The sequence below is a fragment of the Streptomyces sp. NPDC024698 genome (assembly GCF_055559015.1).
This window is the reverse complement of sequence record NZ_JBVHLK010000008.1, coordinates 312787-329920: the sequence shown is the minus strand read 5'-3', so window position 1 is coordinate 329920 and position 17134 is coordinate 312787. Positions and strand designations below refer to the sequence as shown.

Here is a 17134-nt window from a genome sequence, read left to right as displayed (position 1 = left end):
TCTCCTCGGCGCCCGGCCGCCCACCCACGGATGCGCGGTCCGCCTCCCAGCCTGCGGAGCCGCCACCCCGCGGGCGAGCGAAGCGGTCCGAACGAGTGAGGTCACCCGGACGGGCGGAGGGGCCCGGCGCGGGGGTCGGTCACCCGGACGGGCGGCGGGACCCGGCGCGGGGGTCGGGCCGGTCACTCGGACGGGCCACCCGGCGGGCGGTGGCCCCGGTCCGTGTCAAGGCTGGGCCCATCGCTTTCGACAAGGAACGGGGAGGCGTCCGATGAGCTCGATGGACATGCCCGCGGACGCGCCACGGCAGAAGGCGCAGGCCACGCGGGCCACGATCCCCGCGGCGCCACGGCTCACCTGGCTGACGCTGGCCCTCATGACGACCGCCTCGGTCGCGAGCCTGCGGGCCGCCCCCACGATGGCGGTCTACGGGCTCGCCTGCGTGTTCCTCTACCTCGTCCCGGCGATCGTGTTCCTGCTGCCGACCGCCCTGGTCTCGGCGGAACTGGCCTCGGGCTGGAACGGCGGCGTCTACCGCTGGGTGAGCGAAGGACTGTCCAAGCCGCTCGGATTCCTCGCCGTGTGGTGCCAGTTCGCGATGACGATCTTCTACTACCCGAGTCTGCTGGCCTTCGTGGCGAGCACCATCGCGTACATCATCGACCCGGCCCTGGCCTCCAGCGGTCTCTACACCGCGATCGTCATCGTGGTCCTGTACTGGACCGGTGTCTGGGTCTCCTCGCGCGGCACCAAGGCCCTGGCCGGACTGTCCAGTTGGGGTCTGGTCATCGGCACCCTGGTGCCCGGCACGATCCTCGTCGTGCTCGGCATGGTCTTCCTGGCCCAGGGCAACCCCTCCGCGGCGCCCATGACGGCGAGCCATCTGCTGCCGGAGTGGACGGGCCTGGCCAGCCTCGTCCTGATCGTCAACAACTTCCTCTCGTACTCCGGCATGGAGATGAACGCCGTCCACGTGTCCTCGCTGAAGAACCCGGCGAAGGAGTACCCGAAGTCGATGTTCCTGGCGATGGGCCTGGTGCTGCTGATCTTCATCCTGCCCGCACTGGCCATCAGCTGGGTGGTGCCCGCCGACCAGACCAGCCTCACCGCCGGTGTCATGCAGGCGTTCGACGCGTTCTTCTCGTACTTCGACATCGGCTGGATGACACCGATCGCGGCCGTGATGCTGATCTCCGCGTCGCTGGCCGGGATGCTGACCTGGCTCGCCGGACCCTCCAAGGGCCTGCTGGAGATCTCCCGCAGCGAGGGCTATCTGCCGCCGTACCTCCAGCAGTTGAACCGCTTCGGCATCCAGCAGAACATCCTGGTGACCCAGGGCGTCGTGACCACCGTGATCGCGCTGGGCTACGCCTTCATCCCGAACGTCTCCAACGTGTACTGGATCTTCTCGACGATCACCACGCAGGTGTACCTCATCGTCTATCTGCTGATGTTCGTCGCGGCGATGCGGCTGCGGAAGAACCAGGCCGACCACCCGCGCGGCTACCGCGTCCCGGCGCTCAACCTGGTGTGCGTCGTCGGCTTCCTGGCCTCGGCCTCGGCCATGGTCATCGGCTTCGTGCCGCCCTCCCAGTTCGGCAGCAGCAGCGTCCTGCTGTACGTCGTCATCATCGGCTGCGGGCTCGGCGTCCTCGGTCTGCTGATCCCCTGGGCGTTCCTGAGGTTCCGCAAGCCGAGCTGGCAGAGCGAGGCCGCGCGCGAGGAGGAGGCGGGGGCATGAGTCCCACCCGGTTCGCATCCGAGCACAAGTGGATCTACTACGGGGCCATCGTCGTCCTGCTCGGTCTCGTCGTCGTCGGGCTCCTGCGCTACTCGGCCATCACGACGAACAACAAGGCCACGAGCAAGGCGAACCAGCTCGCCGACGCCGCGGTGAAGGCCGGACTCCCACGCCCCGACACCGAGTTGATCGCCAGCCTGCTGGGTACCGACGGCGGCCTGGTCTGCGACGATCCGGCCAGCGCCCTCAAGTCGGCGCTGTGGAAGATCAATGTGTCCAACGGCGCCGCGTTCGTCGGCCAGCGGCCCGTCATCGGCGACGGCAGATCGCTCCGGGCGGAGGCCACGATCATCGAGATCTACTGCCCGGAGAAGCTGGACAAGATCAATGACAAGCTCGACGACCTGAAGACCGACGACACGGTGAGGCGGTGACCATGTCCGAACTCGCCGGGAGGATCGCCGGCTTGATGGACCGGGCCAGGACGGACCTGGCCGAGCTGGTCGCCATCCCCTCCGTCGCCGACCCGCGCCAGTACCCGCCCGAGGAGTGCCGGCGGGCAGCGCAGTGGGTCGCGGACGCCTTCACCGAGGCGGGACTCCACGACGTCCATCTCGCCGAGACGCCCGACGGAAGCCACGCGGTCATCGGCCACCGCCCGCCGCCGCCCGGCGCCCCCACCGTCCTGCTGTACTGCCACTACGACGTCCAGCCACCGCTCGACGACGACGCCTGGACCACACCGCCCTTCGCCCTCACCGAACGCGACGGCCGCTGGTACGGGCGCGGCACCGCGGACTGCAAGGGCAACATCGTGATGCACCTGACCGCCCTGCGCGCGCTCGGCGACGACCTCCCGGTCGGCCTGAAGTTCGTCGCCGAGGGCTCTGAGGAACAGGGCACGGGAGGTCTGGAACAGTACGTGGCCCAGCACCCGGAACAGTTCCTCGCCGACGCCCTGCTGGTGTGCGACACCGGCAACGCCGAGGTCGGCACCGGCACCGCCACCGTCACCCTGCGCGGCCTCGTCAACGTCGTCGTCACGGTCGACACCCTGGCCGGAGAGATCCACTCGGGCATGTTCGGCGGCCCCGCCCCGGACGCGCTCGCCGCGCTGATCCAGCTGCTCTCCACCCTGCGCGACCCGGCCACCGGCGCCACCCGCGTCGAGGGACTCGACTGCGAGGGCACCTGGGAGGGCGTCGGCTACGACGAGGAGCAGTTCCGCGCCGACGCCGGAGTGCTGGACGGCGTCCGGCTCACCGGCACCGGCACGGTCGCCGACCGGCTGTGGGCCCGCCCCGCCGTCACCGTCCTCGGCATCGACTGCCCCCCGGTGGTCGGCTCCGCCGCCGCCGTACCGCCCACCGCGCGGGCCCGGGTGAGCCTGCGGATCCCGCCCGGCACCGACCCGGCGACGGCCCGCGCGGCCCTCACCCGGCACCTCACCGAGGCGGCGCCCTGGGGAGTACGGGTGGGCGTCGAGGACGAGAGCACCGGCGCCCCCTTCGAGGCGGCGACCGACGGCCCCGCCTATGCGGCGCTCGGCCGCGCCATGAACGAGGTCTACGGCAGGCCCATGGCCTTCCTCGGCCAGGGCGGCTCCATCCCGCTGTGCAACGTCCTCGCCGTGACCTACCCCCGCGCCGAGATCGTGCTCATGGGCGTGGAGGAGCCCAAGTGCCTCATCCACGCGCCGAACGAGAGCGTCGACCCGGCCGAGATCGAGCACATGGCCCATGTCGAGGCGCTCTTCCTCCGCTCCTACGCGGACGCCAGGGGGCGCGGCCGCTGACCATGTCCTCCGGCCCGCGTGTCCCCGCACCGGCCGGACGGCGGCGCCCGGCCTCTGCCGACGGCGGCCGCCTTGAGGCGTGTTCGCGCTGTTCGCGACCGCCCGCGCCGCGCCCGGGGTCCGGCTTGCAGGGGCGCGAAGCACCTGCCTATCGTCCGCCCATGCAGTCCTACACGATCGGCCAGGCCGCGCGGCTCCTCGGCGTGAGCCCCGACACCGCCCGTCGCTGGGCGGACGCCGGGCGGGTGGCGACGCACCGGGACGACAGCGGACGGCGCCTGATCGAGGGCCGCGACCTCGCCGCGTTCTCGGTGGAACTGGCCGGGGCCGGGCACGAGGAGGGCGTCAGCTCGCACACCTCGGTCCGCAACTCCTTCCCCGGCATCGTCACCGCCGTCAAGCTCGGTGACGTCGCCGCCCAGGTGGAGATCCAGGCGGGACCCCACCGGCTGGTGTCCCTGCTGACCCGGGAGGCCGTCGAGGAACTGGGCCTGGAGGTCGGCGTGGAGGCGACGGCCAAGGTCAAGTCGACCAACGTGCACATCGACCGCGCCTGACCGGCCGCCGGACCACGGAGTCCGGGCAGAAGCCGTACGCGCGCCCGGGGGACACCGGGCGCGGGCGCTCAGCCGGTGGTCCCGCCCGGCCAGGACGGGTAACAGCCGTCCACCCTGATGGTGTTGATGCCGCTGATGTGCCGGGCCCCGCACCGGTCCTGCGGCAGGACCAGCTGCGGTCCCGCCCGGTCCAGCGCGGTGCCGTCGATGCCGACCGCCAGCAGCACCGGGGCGTCCGCGAAGTCGGGGTCGATCTCGGCCCAGGTGAGCAGCGCGTGGTGGCCGTCCGCGCCGGCCACCGCGATGAGGAAGCGCAGCCGGTCCTTGCGGCGGGCCGGGTCGAAGCGGGGGCCGGCGTCCCGCAGCACGTCGTGCAGCAGGGGACCCTCGAATCCGTGGTGCCGCACCCCGCTGGTGGCGCACTCGAAGGCGACCCGCACCCGGTGCTGGGGCCAGGCGAGCAGATCGGAAACGGTCAGCAGGGCGGGCCGGGCGAGGTCACCGGTCAGCGCGAGTTCCGCGAGCGGGGGAGCCGGTGGTGTCGGCTGCGTCAGGGACTGGCTCACTGGACAGCACCTCCCGGTGGACCGTACCCGCCGGGCGGCCCGAGACAAACGCACATGCGTACATCCGAACCCGCTGGGCACAGCTCATGCGATAGGACAGGAGACTTATCGCTCGCATATGCGGAAGTATGATCAGGCCATTGCAGAACGTGAGCTCAGCACTGAGGATCACGACGGAGGCTTCAGCGAGCCTCAGAGTCTTCGAGGGAGTAGAACCGTGACGACCCGATCCGCGCACCGGACCCGCCGCACCAGCCGGACCCTTCAGGTGGCCGGCGTCGGCGCCGCCGCGCTGCTGGCCCTGAGCGCCTGCTCCTCCTCGGACAGCACGTCCGGCTCCTCGGACGCGAAGAAGTCGTCCGCGGCCTCCTCGTCGAAGCTCTCCGGCACGGTGACCGTGTTCGCCGCCGCCTCGCTGAAGGAGAGCTTCACGGCCCTCGGCCAGGAGTTCGAGAAGGCCCACCCGGGCACCAAGGTCACCTTCAGCTTCGGCGGCAGCGACAGCCTCGCCGCGAGCATCACGGGCGGCGCCCCGGCGGACGTCTTCGCCGCGGCCAGCCCCAAGACGATGGCCATCGTGACCGACAAGGGCGACGTGGCGACCACCCCCGCCACCTTCGTGCGCAACCAGCTGGAGATCGCCACCCTGCCCGGCAACCCGCACAAGGTCGCCTCCCTGAAGGACCTCACCAAGTCCGGCCTCAAGGTCGTGCTGTGCGACAAGACCGTGCCCTGCGGCGCCGCCGCGCAGAAGGCGCTGGACGCGAGCAAGCTGAAGCTCACCCCCGTCTCCTACGAGCAGGACGTCAAGAGCGCCCTGACCAAGGTGGAGCTGAAGGAGGCCGACGCGGCGGTCGTGTACAAGACCGATGTGAAGGCCGGGGGTGACAAGGTGGAGGGCGTGGAGTTCCCCGAGTCCGCCGACGCCATCAACGACTACCCGATCGCCCTGCTCAAGGACGCGCCCAACTCGGCCGCCGCCAAGGCCTTCATCGAGCTGGTGCGGTCCCCGGAGGGCCAGAAGGTGCTGACCGGGGCCGGCTTCCTCAAGCCCACGTCCTGACCCTCGCCGTACCGGGTCCGGTCCAGGCCTTCGCCGCAGCGGATCCGGTCCCGGCCTTCGCGGTCCGGGTCCGGACCGGTCCTGACCCCCGCGGTCCGGGTCCGTCCGCGTCCCGGCCGCCCCGAACCCGTCTCCCGAAGCCGTGAGTGATCCCGTGACCCCGCCCGACCCGTCCGGTGCCCCGGCCGACACCCTCGCCGGTGGGCCGCGGCGCCGGCGCGGCCGGACGCCGGGCCGGGTACGGGGCGGGGTCGGGGGCGGGACACCGCTTCCCCTGCTGGTTCCGGCCCTCGTCGGGCTCGCGTTCCTGCTCCTCCCGCTGGTCGCGCTGCTCGTCCGGGCGCCCTGGCACACCCTCCCCGACCAGTTGGCCAAGCCCGGGGTCTGGCAGGCGCTCCAGCTGTCCCTGTTCTCGGCGACCTCGGCCACCGCGCTGTGCATGCTGCTCGGGGTGCCGCTCGCCTGGCTGCTGGCGCGCACCGAGTTCCCGGGACGCGGGCTCGTACGGGCCCTGGTCACCCTGCCCCTCGTGCTGCCCCCGGTGGTCGGCGGTGTCGCGCTGCTGCTGGCCCTCGGCCGCAACGGCGTCGTCGGCAGGCTGCTCGACACGTGGTTCGGGATCACGCTGCCCTTCACCACGGCCGGGGTGGTCGTGGCCGAGGCCTTCGTGGCGATGCCCTTCCTGGTGATCAGCGTGGAAGGCACCCTGCGGGCGGCCGACCCGCGCTACGAGGAGGCCGCCATGACCCTCGGCGCCTCCCGCTTCACCGCGTTCCGCCGGGTCACCCTGCCGCTCATCGCCCCCGGCATCGCCGCCGGTTCCGTCCTGGCCTGGGCCCGCGCGCTCGGCGAGTTCGGCGCGACGATCACCTTCGCGGGCAACTTCCCCGGCCGCACCCAGACCATGCCGCTGGCCGTGTATCTGGCTTTGCAGAGCGACCCCGACGCCGCGACCGCGCTGAGTCTCGTCCTGCTCCTGGTGTCGGTCGCGGTCCTCGCCGGGCTGCGGGACCGCTGGATGACGGCGGCCTCATGACCGGGACGAACCCGCCGAAGACCGCCGAGCCGTCCGGCACGGGCCTCGACGCCCGCCTCGTCGTCCGGCGCGGCTCGTTCCTCCTCGACATCGAGCTGAGCGCGGCCCCCGGCGAGGTCGTGGCCCTGCTCGGTCCGAACGGGGCGGGCAAGACGACGGCGCTGCGCGCGCTGGCCGGGCTCACCCCCCTGTCCGAGGGCGGCCGACTGCGGCTGGACGGCGTCCCGTTGGACCGTACGCCGCCCGAGTCGCGCCCCGTCGGCGTCGTCTTCCAGGACTATCTGCTCTTCCCGCATCTGTCCGCGCTCGACAACGTGGCCTTCGGGCCGCGCTGTCAGGGCGTGTCCAAGGCGGAGGCCCGGACCCAGGCGGCCGCGTGGCTGGAGCGCATGGGCCTCGCCGAGTTCGCCGGGACCAGGCCGCGCCGGCTCTCCGGCGGGCAGGCGCAGCGGGTCGCCGTCGCCCGCGCCCTCGCCACCCGTCCCCGGCTGCTGCTGCTCGACGAACCGCTCGCCGCGCTCGACGCCCGGACCCGCCTGGACGTGCGGGCCCAACTGCGCCGCCATCTGGCCGACTTCGAGGCCGTCGCGGTCCTCGTGACACACGACCCGCTGGACGCGATGGTGCTCGCCGACCGGCTCGTGGTGGTCGAGGACGGCCGGGTGGTCCAGGAGGGCGGCCCCTCGGACATCGCCCGCAGGCCCCGCACCGACTACATCGCCCAGCTCGTCGGGCTCAACCTCTACCGCGGCGAGGCCGAGGGCCACACCGTACGGCTGGAGGCGGGTCCGGGGATCACCACGACCGAGCGGCTCGACGGGCCCGTGTTCGTGGCGTTCCCGCCGGGCGCCGTGACACTGCACCGCGACCGGCCCACCGGCTCCAGCGCCCGCAACCTGTGGCAGTGCCGGGTCGCGGGCCTGGAGACGCACGGCGACCAGATCCGCGTGGCCCTCACCGGCGAACTCCCGCTCGCCGCCGACCTGACGACGGTCGCCGCGGCCGAACTCGGCCTGCATCCGGGCTCCCTGGTCTGGGCCACGGTGAAGGCGGCCCAGACCCACGCCTATCCGGCCTAGGGCGCGTCCGCGAGGTCGCGTCGTCCACCCGCCGGGCGGGCGAGGCCTTGCGTACACGGCCTGGGGGGTGTCCATCCGCAGTTGGTTGAACCTCCGTCAGGGCACGTGATAGACGCAAGGGATGACCTCTCCTGAGACCGGGATCCCGGCGCTGGCCGCCGCCCTGGACATGCGTCCCCACCCGGAGGGCGGCTGGTTCGCCGAGACCTGGACCGCGCCGCAGGCGTTCGTGCCCGACGGCTACCCCGGCCCCCGCCCGGCCGCCACCGCCATCTACTTCCTCCTCGCACCCGGTGACACCTCGGCCTGGCACACCGTCCGCTCGGACGAACTCTGGCTGTGGCACCGCGGCGGCCCCCTCGACCTCCTGCTCGGCGGGGACGGGACCACTCCCCAGTCCACCCCGCAGGTGGTCCGCGTCGGCCCCCGGATCGAGGCCGGGGAGCGCCCTCAGGTCCTCGTCCCCGGCGGGGTCTGGCAGTCCGCTCGTCCGGCCGGTGACGAGGAGGTTCTGGTCAGCTGTGTCGTGGCGCCCGGATTCGACTACGCCGACTTCCGCCTGCTGGACTCCGGGAGCTGAACGGGCTGCCGGGCTGCCCTGACGTGTCCGTGGCAGCTTTGTGACGCACGTCCCTGGTTGCCGATCGCCCGGGTGGGGCATCACCCGAGGGCAGGACCGGCCGCGCACCGTTTCGCGCGGGGTCCCGGCCGACGGGGACGGAGCCGTCGGCGGGGGCCTGTCGTCCTGGGAGGGGGAAGAGAGGTGTCAGTCATGCGTGCGCACCAGCGCACCGTCCGGCCGACCGCCCGCGTGGAGTACACACTGCCGCGTACGGCCGTCTCGGCGGGCAGGGCCCGCAAACTGACCACGGCGTTCCTGACCCGGCCGCGGCCACGGCTCGCCTCACCCACCGCCGACCAGGTGGACGACGCCACACTGATCGCCTCCGAGCTCGTCGCCAACGCCGTGCGGCACGGCCGCAGCGGTTGCCGGCTGCGGCTTCAGCTGGGGCACGGACGCGTGACCGTCGAGGTCCGCGACGACAGTCCCGGAAGGCCGCGGATCGGCGTACTGGACGCGGAGTCGGAAAGCGGGCGGGGGCTGGCCATGGTCCAGCAGCTGGCCCACAGTCTGGAGATCGTCAGTACGGGCTTCGGCGGCAAGACCGTGCGCGCCGTGCTGGCGGTGCGCTAACCGGGCGGTCCTGGCGGTGCGGTAACCGGCCCACGTGACCCGGGTTTAGCGTCGCCGAAATGGGGAACGGACACCGAAAATTCATCGCAATTTCCATGACCGTAAAAAACAGATGGCCGGCGTACGCACCGTGAGGTGCGCACACCGGCCATCCGGTGTCCCGGACTAGGCGGGGACGATGTTCTCCGCCTGCGGGCCCTTCTGGCCCTGCGTGACGTCGAAGGTCACCTTCTGGCCTTCCTGGAGCTCACGGAAGCCAGAGGTGGCGATGTTCGAGTAGTGAGCGAAGACGTCGGCGCCGCCGCCGTCCTGCTCGATGAAGCCGAAGCCCTTTTCCGCGTTGAACCACTTCACGGTGCCAGTAGCCATGTCAAATCTCCTTCGGGGCTAAGCTCGCAGATCCACACCTCGTGAACCCGCGCTGCCGCAATGAAGCCCCAACCGGAATGCACCGGAAAATCTTTGGGAACCACAACTGCAACTGAAATCGACAGTAGCACGCCAGACGTGCCGAAGCGGGCGCACTATGTCACCCCGGCACGGGGAATATCAAAACCTCGCGGGCCCGTGCAGCAAATTCTGTATCGGCCGGTGCAGATATCAGGGGGACCACCGGGAAGCGTCCCCCGAGTACCCCCGACAGCCCGTTCAAGCGTCCTGCGGTGTCGAGCCACGCAGCTCCGCGTTGATCCGCAGGGCCTCGTCGAGGGAGTCCTCCAGCGTGACGATTCTGCACGCGGCCTCGACGGGCGTGCCCTGGTCGACGAGATCCCGGGCGCGGGCCGCGAGCCTGAGCTGGTTGCGGGAGTAACGGCGGTGGCCGCCCTCGGAACGCAGCGGGGTGATCAGCCCGGCCTCCCCGACGGCCCGCAGGAACGCGGGCGTGGCGCCGATCAGCTCGGCCGCGCGGCCCATCGTGTAGGCGGGGTAGTCGTCGTCTTCGAACCGGTCGGTGGGGCTCATGGTGCTTCCCTGGGGCGCGTGCATCACCTTCCACTCTGGCAGATCCCGGTCTGTGCCGGACGGGATCACCCGGCGGCGGCCCCTCGGCAGCGACGCGCCGCACTCACCCGGACGGACCGGTGCGCTGGTGGGGGGACGTGGCCGGTGGTGGCGTGGAGGGACACAGCCCGACCTCGGGACCGTCCTCGGGAGGCCCTCGCATGATCCGTCCGTCCTGTCTCCTCGCATCCGCCCTGACCGCGGGGATGCTGCTGTCGACGGCCGCCTGCTCGAACGGCGGGGGCGACGGCGGCTCCGGCCGTACGGACTCCTCCGCGTCCCCCGCCTCCACGGTCCCGGCCTCGCCCGTGGCCGAGGAACCCGGCGTCGCCTCCCCCTCTCCCTCCGCGTCCCCCCGTGTGCTCACCGCGGCCGAGGCCCGGAGCGCGCTGATCACCAACTCCGACCTCGGGTCGCAGTGGGACGAGTCGAAGGGCGTGGCGGCCTGGCACGACACGCTGCTCAGGAGCAAGGTCGACGCGTCGGCCTTCGTCACCGACAAGGGGAACGCCCAGCAGTGCCAGAAGCTCCTGGACGGTCTGTACGCGGAGAACCTGCTGGGCAAGCCGCTGGGCGCCAGTGCCGTCACCGGTTTCGACGACAGCGCCGACGACGCCCAGATGCGCTACGAGGTCGCCTCGTACGGGCAGAGCTCCCTGGACACCCAGCTGAAGTGGCTGGCGACGCTGCCGGACGTCTGCGACCAGTTCACGGCCATCGACGGCAAGGGGGACCGGCAGACGGTCCAGGTCATCTCGACACATCTGCCCGATGTGGGGGACGCCCGCCAGGGACTGCGGGTGACGATGAGCGGCAAGCTGGAGGGCGACCCGGACACGCTGACGCTCGACTTCGCGGCGGTGCGGGTCGGCGACAGCGCCCTGTCCCTCACCAACGGCGGACTCTCCGGCACCGAGCACCAGTCGACCGAGCAGGCGGTCCAGGCGGGCACGAACCGGCTGAAGGACGTCCTGGCAGGGAAGTCGCCCGCCCCGCCCCAGGGCTGAGGAGCGGCGCTCACGGACGCGTCGGCCGTCCGGGCCTCGTACCCGGGACCCCGGCGGCCGTCCGGGCGGCGGCGCCCCAGGACGCACCACGGCCCGGACAGCCGGTGCGCGGCTGCCTCGGGCCGGAGGTGTCAGTGGATGTGCGTCAGAGCCGGTCCATCCGGGTGTAGGGACTCAGCACGCGGACCTGGCGGGCGCCGAAGTCGACGAGCATCGCGATGCCCTCTTCGACGCCGACGATCGTGCCCAGGCCGTACTGGTCGTGGGAGACGCGGTCTCCGAGGCTGAACTCCTTGGCCACGGGGACTACGGGTGCAGCGAAGGGGCTGGTGGGCAGGTGGCGCCGGGGCGCGGAGGATTTACTCATCGTGAATCCAGTATGGGCCCTATTCCGGCGGGCGGTAGGGCTTGATGGTCTCGATCCCGCTCCGACTCGGCCACCCCGAGGACTACGGATCACGGCTCCCGGGCGCCCTCGCGTCCGGTCCCCGCCGGGCAGGCCGCGCGTTCGCCGAGGTCACCGTCGGGGTCCCGGTTCCACGATCTTCCCGGTGCGCGGGGCCGTCCGCCGGGCGAGCCTGTCGCGGACCGGACAAGCCGTCGCGGCGGGTCCCGAGCGGACCGGATCGGCGTCCGCGGCCCGCCCGGGACACGGGCACCACAGGGGGCGTACGCCCGCGCGTCCCCCGTGGTGCCCCCGTGCTCGGCCCGGGTCCGGCCGGGAGCGGACCCGGCCCCCGGTGTCAGAGCGCGCTCGTCGCCCGCCACCGGTCCCAGTCGAGGTTCCAGTCGCCGTAGCCGTTGCCGACGGCGACCGTGTCCCGGGAGCCGACGACCCTGACGACGTCGCCCGGGACGACCTCGTCGAAGAACCGCTTCGCCGGACCGCCGGTGGCAAGTCCGACACAGCCGTGCGTGACGTTCTGCCGGCCGCCGTAGACGTTCGCCTTCGGATTCTGGTGGAGGTAGGTGCCCGAGGCGGTCAGATGGACGGCGTAGTAGTAGTAATCCGCGTACGCGTCGCCGAAGCCGACCGAGCGCGAGTCCATGAACACCTTGGACGCCTTGTCGGAGACGACCATCGTGCCGTTCCAGGTGTCCATGCCGGGCGCGCCCGCGGTGATCGGGACACGGCGCGACGATCCGGCGGTTTCGAGCGTCATGAAGTGTGTACGGACATCCACTGTGGCGACGAAGGAGCGGCCGACCGTGAAATGCCTGGTGATTCCGGCCCCGGCCCGGACGGTGACCGCCGTGCCGGGTTTCCAGTACCTGCGGGGCCGGAAGTCGACACGCTGCCCGTCGGCGAGGTTACGGTCCTTGACCCACCCCCAGGACCCCTCGACATCGGCGGTCACCTTCAACTGCCGTTCCACGTGCGCCCGTTCGGCCACGGGTATCGGACGGTCGAAGGTCACCGAGATGGGCATGCCGACCCCCACGGTCTGCCCGTCGGCGATGTTGACGTGCGCGCCGGCCAGGGACTCCGGCGGGGTGGCGGAGGGTTTCGGCCGGCCCGTTCCCGCGGCGGTGCCGGTGACGGCGGTCCCGCCCCCCGGCCCGCTTCCCCCGCCCGCACCGTCGGCCACCGCCTGCGCCGAACACCCGGCGAGCAGCACGCACACGGCCGCGGCGCTCCAGGCTCGGGCCGGCCGGCCACGGCCGCCTCTTCGTCCCTCGGTCATGGTGATCCCCCTGTGGTGTGTCTCGATGTGCGCCGTACGGGACCTGTACGCGCGGTGGGGGCGGTCCGGTTGCACCCGGCCGGGGAATCCGCGGACCTTCGGACGGAGAGCATGACCGAGGAAGAGTTCGACGCGTTCTACGCCAGCGCGTTCCCTCGCCTGACCGGCCAGCTCTACGCGTTCACGGGGGATCACGGCGAAGCGCAGGACGTCGTGCAGGAGGCTTTCGTACGCGCCTGGGACCGGCGCGGGGAGTTCCTCGCCGACGGCGCTCCCGAGGCGTGGATACGGACCGTGGCGACCCGGCTCGCGGTGAGCCGCTGGCGCCGGGCCCGGCGCCGGCTGGAACTGGTGCGGGGCACGCCTCCGGCCGGCCACACCCCGGGCCCCGGGCCCGAGCACACCGCGCTCGTGGCCGCGCTGCGCACCCTGCCCGAGGCACAGCGCATGGCGATCGTTCTGCACCATCTGTGCGACTTGAGTGTCGAGCAGGTAGCCTCCGAAACCGGTGCCCCCGTCGGCACGGTCAAGGCCCGGCTCTCACGCGGCCGGGCGGCGCTGGCGCGGGTGCTCTCGGAGGATCCGGCGGACCTGACCGGCTCCGCGCGCCCGTCGGACCCCGTGCGCCCAGCGGATCGCGTGCGCACATCGGGCCCCGCGTGCCCGTCGGGCGAGGGGGAGAGGGAGGGCAACCGTGTCCGATGAACTCACCTCCGCGCTCCGCGAGTTGGCGACCGACGCGGAGCGCCCCCCGGCGCTGACCGGAGCCGAGATCCGCGGCCGGGCGACAGGCCGCCGGCGCCGCCGACGTACGGCGTGGGCCGCGGCCGGCGTCTCCGTCGCGGGCGTGCTCGCCCTCACCGCCGTACTGAACCCGGGCGGCACGGCGCGGCACAGCCCTCCGCCCGCCACGCGCCCCACCGTCGGCACGAGCCTGCCGGAGGCACCGCCGGACGCCACGATCGATCTGGGCAGGCGGGTGATCACCGTGGCCGGCCACCGGCTGACGCTCCACTACGACAACCTGAACGGCCCCACCCCGACGGTCCGCACGACGGTCAGCGCGAAGACGGCCGTCAGACGGATCTCCTCCAGAACGGTCGGCTTCGGCGGCGGCTACTCCTTCAAGGCGTCCTGGGTGGTCGAACTCACCGCACCCGACGGCACGAAGGACTACGTCGGATCCCTGGGCTCGGGCAGCGAGAGCTTCTCCGACCCGGAACACGGCTGGATCGGCCTGGACAAGGCCGACGCCCGGCAGCTGTACGACCGGCTCGCCGTGGGCGCGGTGGTCGATATCAGGCCCTCGAACGGCGCCTCGGCCCCGTCCGTGCCCGTCGGCGGCACGGGGAACCCGGGTTCCGGGACGAGCACGCGCACGGCCACCGGCACGGGCTCCTGAACCCCTTCAGAGGGGCGGCTGGGCCGGGGCCGGGCCGAGGGTCGTCGTGCCCGGGGCGGTGCGGTGGCCGAGGCCCGTGCGGTAGGCGTCCAGGGCCGCCTCCACCCGGCCGGTGCGCCGCAGCAGATCACCGAGCAGCCGGCACAGGTCCGCCAGGTCGCCCGCCGCACCGGCCCGCTCCAGCAGGCTCATCGCCCGCACATAGTGCTCCTCGGCCGCCTCGGTGTCCCGGGTGTCCTCCGCGATGATGCCGAGCAGCCGGTGCGCGGCGGCCGCGTGGATGGCGCCCCGCTCGGAATGCAGCTCACCGAGCACCTGCCGCAGCAGCGCGTCCGCCTCCCCCGACTTGCCCCGCCTGTGCAGCACATCGGCCAGTTCCACCGCGACCTGGCTGGTGTAGAGCGCGGCCCGCTTCGCCGACAGCATGGCCTGCGCCTCGCGCAACTCGTCCTCCGCACGCTCCAGTTCGCCGTTCTGGGCATACAGGTAGCCGCGCATCCAGTGGCAGTTGGCGAGCTCGGTGCGGATCTGGAGCTGCCGGTAGAGCTCGGCGGCCTTGGCCAGGGAGACGTCGGCCTCGGCGATACGCCCCTCGGCGATCATCGTCCGGGCCACCGACCGGTGCATCCGCGCCACCAGCGCCGGGTCCTGGACCTGCGGGGCGAGGGCGAGCGCGAACTCGGCGGCCTGGGCGGCCCTGGCGTGCGCGCCCATGTCCATGTAGGGCGCTATGACCCCCGTGTAGAGGAGGAGCAGCGCCTCCGGGTCGTGCAGCCCCGTCCGGTTCAGCTCGTCGAGGGTGGACTCGAACAGGTAGCAGGAGTACCGCAGTTCACCGGCGAGATAGTGGGAGACCGCACGGCCGCGCACGGCGGGCACCCGCTGCGGCAGCGGCGCGTCCCCCAGCCGCTGCTCCGCCTCCTCGAAGCGCCGCTGCGCCGTCTCCAGATCACCTGTGTCCAGGGCGCATTCGCCGAGTCCGAGGAGGGCCGCCGCCTGTTCGGCGACCAGCCCGTGGGCCTCCGCCTCCGCGAGCAGGGTGGTGTAGGTCCCCGCGGCCACCTCGGCCTCCCCGGTGGAGAGTGTGCGCTGCGCGTCCGTCAGCCGCAGCCGCAGATCGGTGGCGAGATGGGCGGGCCGTCCGGTCACCAGCTCCTCGTACGCGACGCCGAGGCGCCCGGCTATGTGCCGCAGCGCGGGTTCGGAGGCCCTGACCCGGCCGGCCTCCAGAGTGGAGATGTACGCCGGTGTGTACACCGGTTCCGCGAGCTGTCTCTGCGTCAGGCCTCGTTCTGTGCGCAGCTGTTGCACCCTGCGCCCGATGATCTCAGGGTCGTCCCGCTCCGCCATGGGTCAAGCATGCCATCAAGCCGAGTCGGGCCGGTCCGGCTTGCGGCTACTGTCCGGCGGCGGGACCCTCTTGCGACGGGAGCCCGGGAGCCTCTACGTTAAGCGCCGGATTAAGCATGCTTAATACGCCGCTGTTGTTGCGAGGTCACCGTGCTCCGACGTATTTCCGCGCGCTACTCCAGGGGGTTGCTCGCCGCCCTCATCGCGGTCGCCGCTCTGGTCACCGCGGCGAACGTCGGCCCGGCCAGAGCCGCCGAACAGGCCCCCGGGACCCCGCCCTCCGCGTACACGACCGCACCCTAGGGACACCGGGGACGCCGCGCGGGCCGGTGACGGACTCCTCAGCCGTTCCACGACCGCGGCGAACCCCTCGCAGGCGGGAATCACGGCGCCTACAGTGACCCCGTGACCTCTGCCGCCGCACGCACCGCGCTGGACCTCACCGCCGACCTCCCGGTCCCCGCACTGGAGGACTTCTACCGGGACCTGCACCGGCATCCCGAACTGTCGCTGCGCGAACACCGTACGGCCGCGGCCCTCGCGGAGCGGCTGCGCAAGGCCGGGTACGACACGACCGAGGGCGTGGGCGGGACGGGCGTCGTCGGCGTCCTGCGGAACGGCGAAGGACCCACCGTCCTGCTGCGCGCCGACATGGACGCGCTGCCCGTCACCGAGGAGACCGGACTGCCGTACGCCTCGGCGACCGAGGGGGTCATGCACGCCTGCGGCCACGATCTGCACGTCACCTGGCTCACCGGCGCCGCGGAGGCGCTCGCCGCCGGACGGGACACCTGGTCCGGCACGCTGGTGCTGGTCGGGCAGCCCGCCGAGGAGACCGGCGAGGGCGCGGCCCGCATGGTCGCCGACGGCCTGCACGAACGCTTCCCGCGGGCCGACGTCCTGCTCGCCCAGCATGTGGCGCCGGGTCCCGCCGGGCTGTACGCGCACTCCCCCGGCCTGATCATGTCCGCCTCGACCGACATCGACATCGTCGTGCACGGGCGGGGCGGGCACGGTTCGCGGCCCGAGGCGGCCGTCGACCCGGTGGTCACCGCCGCGTACATCGTGACGCGGCTCCAGACGGTCGTCAGCCGGGAGGTCGCGGCCCGGGACTCCGCCGTGCTGACGGTGGGGCGGATCGAGGCCGGCACCCGGCACAACATCATCCCCTCCGAGGCCCGCATCGCCCTGAACCTGCGGACACAGTCGCCTGACGTGCGGGAGCGGATGATCGCCGCCGTGCGGCGCGTCGCCGCCGGTGAGTGCGCGGCGGCCGGCTGTCCGGCCGAGCCCACGGTGACCGTCGGCAACGACTTCCCGATGACCGTCAACGACGCCGACACCGACCGCCGGATCGCCGCCGTGCACGGCGAGGTCTTCGGCGCCGGCACGGTCCTCGACCCCGGTCCGGCCATGGGCAGCGAGGACTTCCCCCGGCTCGCGGCCGGCCGGATCCCGTACTCCTACTGGTTCGTGACCAGCACCCCGGCCGACGTCTGGAACGCGGCCCCGGGCGGCGACGACCTCATGACCAGGCTCGCCGCCGTTCCCGCCAACCACAGCCCGCACTTCGCCCCGGACCTGTCCACGGTCGCGCCGGGCGTACGGACCCTGGTGTCGGGGGCGCTGGCATCGCTGGCGGCCGGGGGCTGAGCC

Annotated in this window: 20 protein-coding genes; 14 read left to right on the top strand and 6 right to left on the bottom strand. The window is 72.5% G+C overall.

Annotated features, from left to right (window positions below):
• The first annotated feature begins 271 nt into the window (after positions 1-271).
• The 4 genes from ACZ4AA_RS21225 to ACZ4AA_RS21210 all read left to right on the top strand — a co-directional run bounded on the left by ACZ4AA_RS21225 (position 272) and on the right by ACZ4AA_RS21210 (position 4093).
• Positions 272-1741: an APC family permease gene (locus tag ACZ4AA_RS21225; protein WP_467604282.1), complete on the top strand. Its 1470-nt coding sequence runs from the start codon at positions 272-274 to the stop codon at positions 1739-1741.
• Entirely contained in the window at positions 1738-2175 is a 438-nt protein-coding gene (locus ACZ4AA_RS21220; RefSeq protein WP_467604280.1) for a hypothetical protein, read from the top strand. Before ACZ4AA_RS21225 ends, ACZ4AA_RS21220 begins: the two co-directional genes overlap by 4 nt.
• Before the next feature lie 2 nt (positions 2176-2177).
• The gene (locus ACZ4AA_RS21215; protein WP_467604393.1) at positions 2178-3536 is read left to right on the top strand and encodes a M20/M25/M40 family metallo-hydrolase; all 1359 of its coding nucleotides are present in this window, start codon (positions 2178-2180) and stop codon (positions 3534-3536) included.
• Between the two features lie 161 nt (positions 3537-3697).
• Positions 3698-4093 carry a TOBE domain-containing protein gene (locus ACZ4AA_RS21210; protein WP_467604276.1) on the top strand — a complete coding sequence of 132 codons (396 nt, stop codon included), beginning with the start codon at positions 3698-3700 and terminating at the stop codon, positions 4091-4093.
• A gap of 68 nt (positions 4094-4161) precedes the next feature.
• Here the strand turns inward: ACZ4AA_RS21210 and ACZ4AA_RS21205 are convergent, their stop codons facing one another.
• Complete coding sequence (locus ACZ4AA_RS21205) at positions 4162-4659, bottom strand: molybdopterin-dependent oxidoreductase (protein WP_467604272.1); 498 nt, start codon at positions 4657-4659, stop codon at positions 4162-4164.
• A 217-nt stretch (positions 4660-4876) separates the two neighbouring features.
• Between ACZ4AA_RS21205 and modA the strand changes: the two genes are divergently transcribed.
• From modA to ACZ4AA_RS21180, 5 genes are all read left to right on the top strand, one after another.
• Positions 4877-5722: a molybdate ABC transporter substrate-binding protein gene (gene modA / locus ACZ4AA_RS21200; protein WP_467604269.1), complete on the top strand. Its 846-nt coding sequence runs from the start codon at positions 4877-4879 to the stop codon at positions 5720-5722.
• 154 nt (positions 5723-5876) lie between these two features.
• The gene (gene modB / locus ACZ4AA_RS21195) at positions 5877-6758 is read left to right on the top strand and encodes a molybdate ABC transporter permease subunit (protein ID WP_467604388.1); all 882 of its coding nucleotides are present in this window, start codon (positions 5877-5879) and stop codon (positions 6756-6758) included.
• Complete coding sequence (locus tag ACZ4AA_RS21190; RefSeq protein WP_467604265.1) at positions 6755-7837, top strand: ABC transporter ATP-binding protein; 1083 nt, start codon at positions 6755-6757, stop codon at positions 7835-7837. The genes modB and ACZ4AA_RS21190 overlap by 4 nt, the downstream gene beginning before the upstream one ends.
• A gap of 121 nt (positions 7838-7958) precedes the next feature.
• The gene (locus ACZ4AA_RS21185) at positions 7959-8417 is read left to right on the top strand and encodes a cupin domain-containing protein (protein ID WP_467604262.1); all 459 of its coding nucleotides are present in this window, start codon (positions 7959-7961) and stop codon (positions 8415-8417) included.
• A gap of 192 nt (positions 8418-8609) precedes the next feature.
• Entirely contained in the window at positions 8610-9032 is a 423-nt protein-coding gene (locus ACZ4AA_RS21180) for an ATP-binding protein (protein ID WP_467604259.1), read from the top strand.
• A 165-nt stretch (positions 9033-9197) separates the two neighbouring features.
• Here ACZ4AA_RS21180 and ACZ4AA_RS21175 read toward each other — a convergent pair whose 3' ends face one another.
• Positions 9198-9401, bottom strand: coding sequence for a cold-shock protein (locus ACZ4AA_RS21175; protein ID WP_020871138.1), 204 nt, complete (start codon positions 9399-9401; stop codon positions 9198-9200).
• A gap of 279 nt (positions 9402-9680) precedes the next feature.
• Positions 9681-9995, bottom strand: a complete 315-nt coding sequence (locus ACZ4AA_RS21170; RefSeq protein ID WP_467604255.1) for a MerR family transcriptional regulator — start codon at positions 9993-9995, stop codon at positions 9681-9683.
• A 200-nt stretch (positions 9996-10195) separates the two neighbouring features.
• Between ACZ4AA_RS21170 and ACZ4AA_RS21165 the strand changes: the two genes are divergently transcribed.
• On the top strand, positions 10196-11041 hold the full coding sequence (locus ACZ4AA_RS21165) for a hypothetical protein (protein ID WP_467604249.1): 846 nt from the start codon (positions 10196-10198) through the stop codon (positions 11039-11041).
• 145 nt (positions 11042-11186) lie between these two features.
• On the opposite strand, the gene ACZ4AA_RS21160 is transcribed toward ACZ4AA_RS21165, so the two are convergent.
• Together ACZ4AA_RS21160 and ACZ4AA_RS21155 are read right to left on the bottom strand one after the other, a co-directional pair.
• A complete protein-coding gene (locus ACZ4AA_RS21160) occupies positions 11187-11408 on the bottom strand; it encodes a hypothetical protein (protein ID WP_037614735.1) in 222 nt (73 codons plus the stop codon).
• Positions 11409-11784: 376 nt separating this feature from the next.
• The gene (locus ACZ4AA_RS21155; protein WP_467604245.1) at positions 11785-12726 is read right to left on the bottom strand and encodes a L,D-transpeptidase; all 942 of its coding nucleotides are present in this window, start codon (positions 12724-12726) and stop codon (positions 11785-11787) included.
• Positions 12727-12837: 111 nt separating this feature from the next.
• On the opposite strand from ACZ4AA_RS21155, the gene ACZ4AA_RS21150 reads away from it, so the two are divergent.
• Both ACZ4AA_RS21150 and ACZ4AA_RS21145 read left to right on the top strand, forming a co-directional pair.
• Positions 12838-13431, top strand: a complete 594-nt coding sequence (locus ACZ4AA_RS21150; protein WP_467604241.1) for a SigE family RNA polymerase sigma factor — start codon at positions 12838-12840, stop codon at positions 13429-13431.
• Positions 13421-14128, top strand: coding sequence for a hypothetical protein (locus ACZ4AA_RS21145; protein WP_467604236.1), 708 nt, complete (start codon positions 13421-13423; stop codon positions 14126-14128). Before ACZ4AA_RS21150 ends, ACZ4AA_RS21145 begins: the two co-directional genes overlap by 11 nt.
• Before the next feature lie 6 nt (positions 14129-14134).
• Here the strand turns inward: ACZ4AA_RS21145 and ACZ4AA_RS21140 are convergent, their stop codons facing one another.
• Positions 14135-15478, bottom strand: a complete 1344-nt coding sequence (locus ACZ4AA_RS21140) for a helix-turn-helix domain-containing protein (protein WP_467604232.1) — start codon at positions 15476-15478, stop codon at positions 14135-14137.
• Between the two features lie 150 nt (positions 15479-15628).
• Here ACZ4AA_RS21140 and ACZ4AA_RS21135 point away from each other — a divergent pair, with 150 nt between their 5' ends.
• Together ACZ4AA_RS21135 and ACZ4AA_RS21130 are read left to right on the top strand one after the other, a co-directional pair.
• Positions 15629-15781, top strand: coding sequence for a hypothetical protein (locus ACZ4AA_RS21135; protein WP_467604228.1), 153 nt, complete (start codon positions 15629-15631; stop codon positions 15779-15781).
• Positions 15782-15883: 102 nt separating this feature from the next.
• Positions 15884-17131, top strand: coding sequence for an amidohydrolase (locus ACZ4AA_RS21130; RefSeq protein WP_467604222.1), 1248 nt, complete (start codon positions 15884-15886; stop codon positions 17129-17131).
• Positions 17132-17134 lie beyond the last annotated feature (3 nt).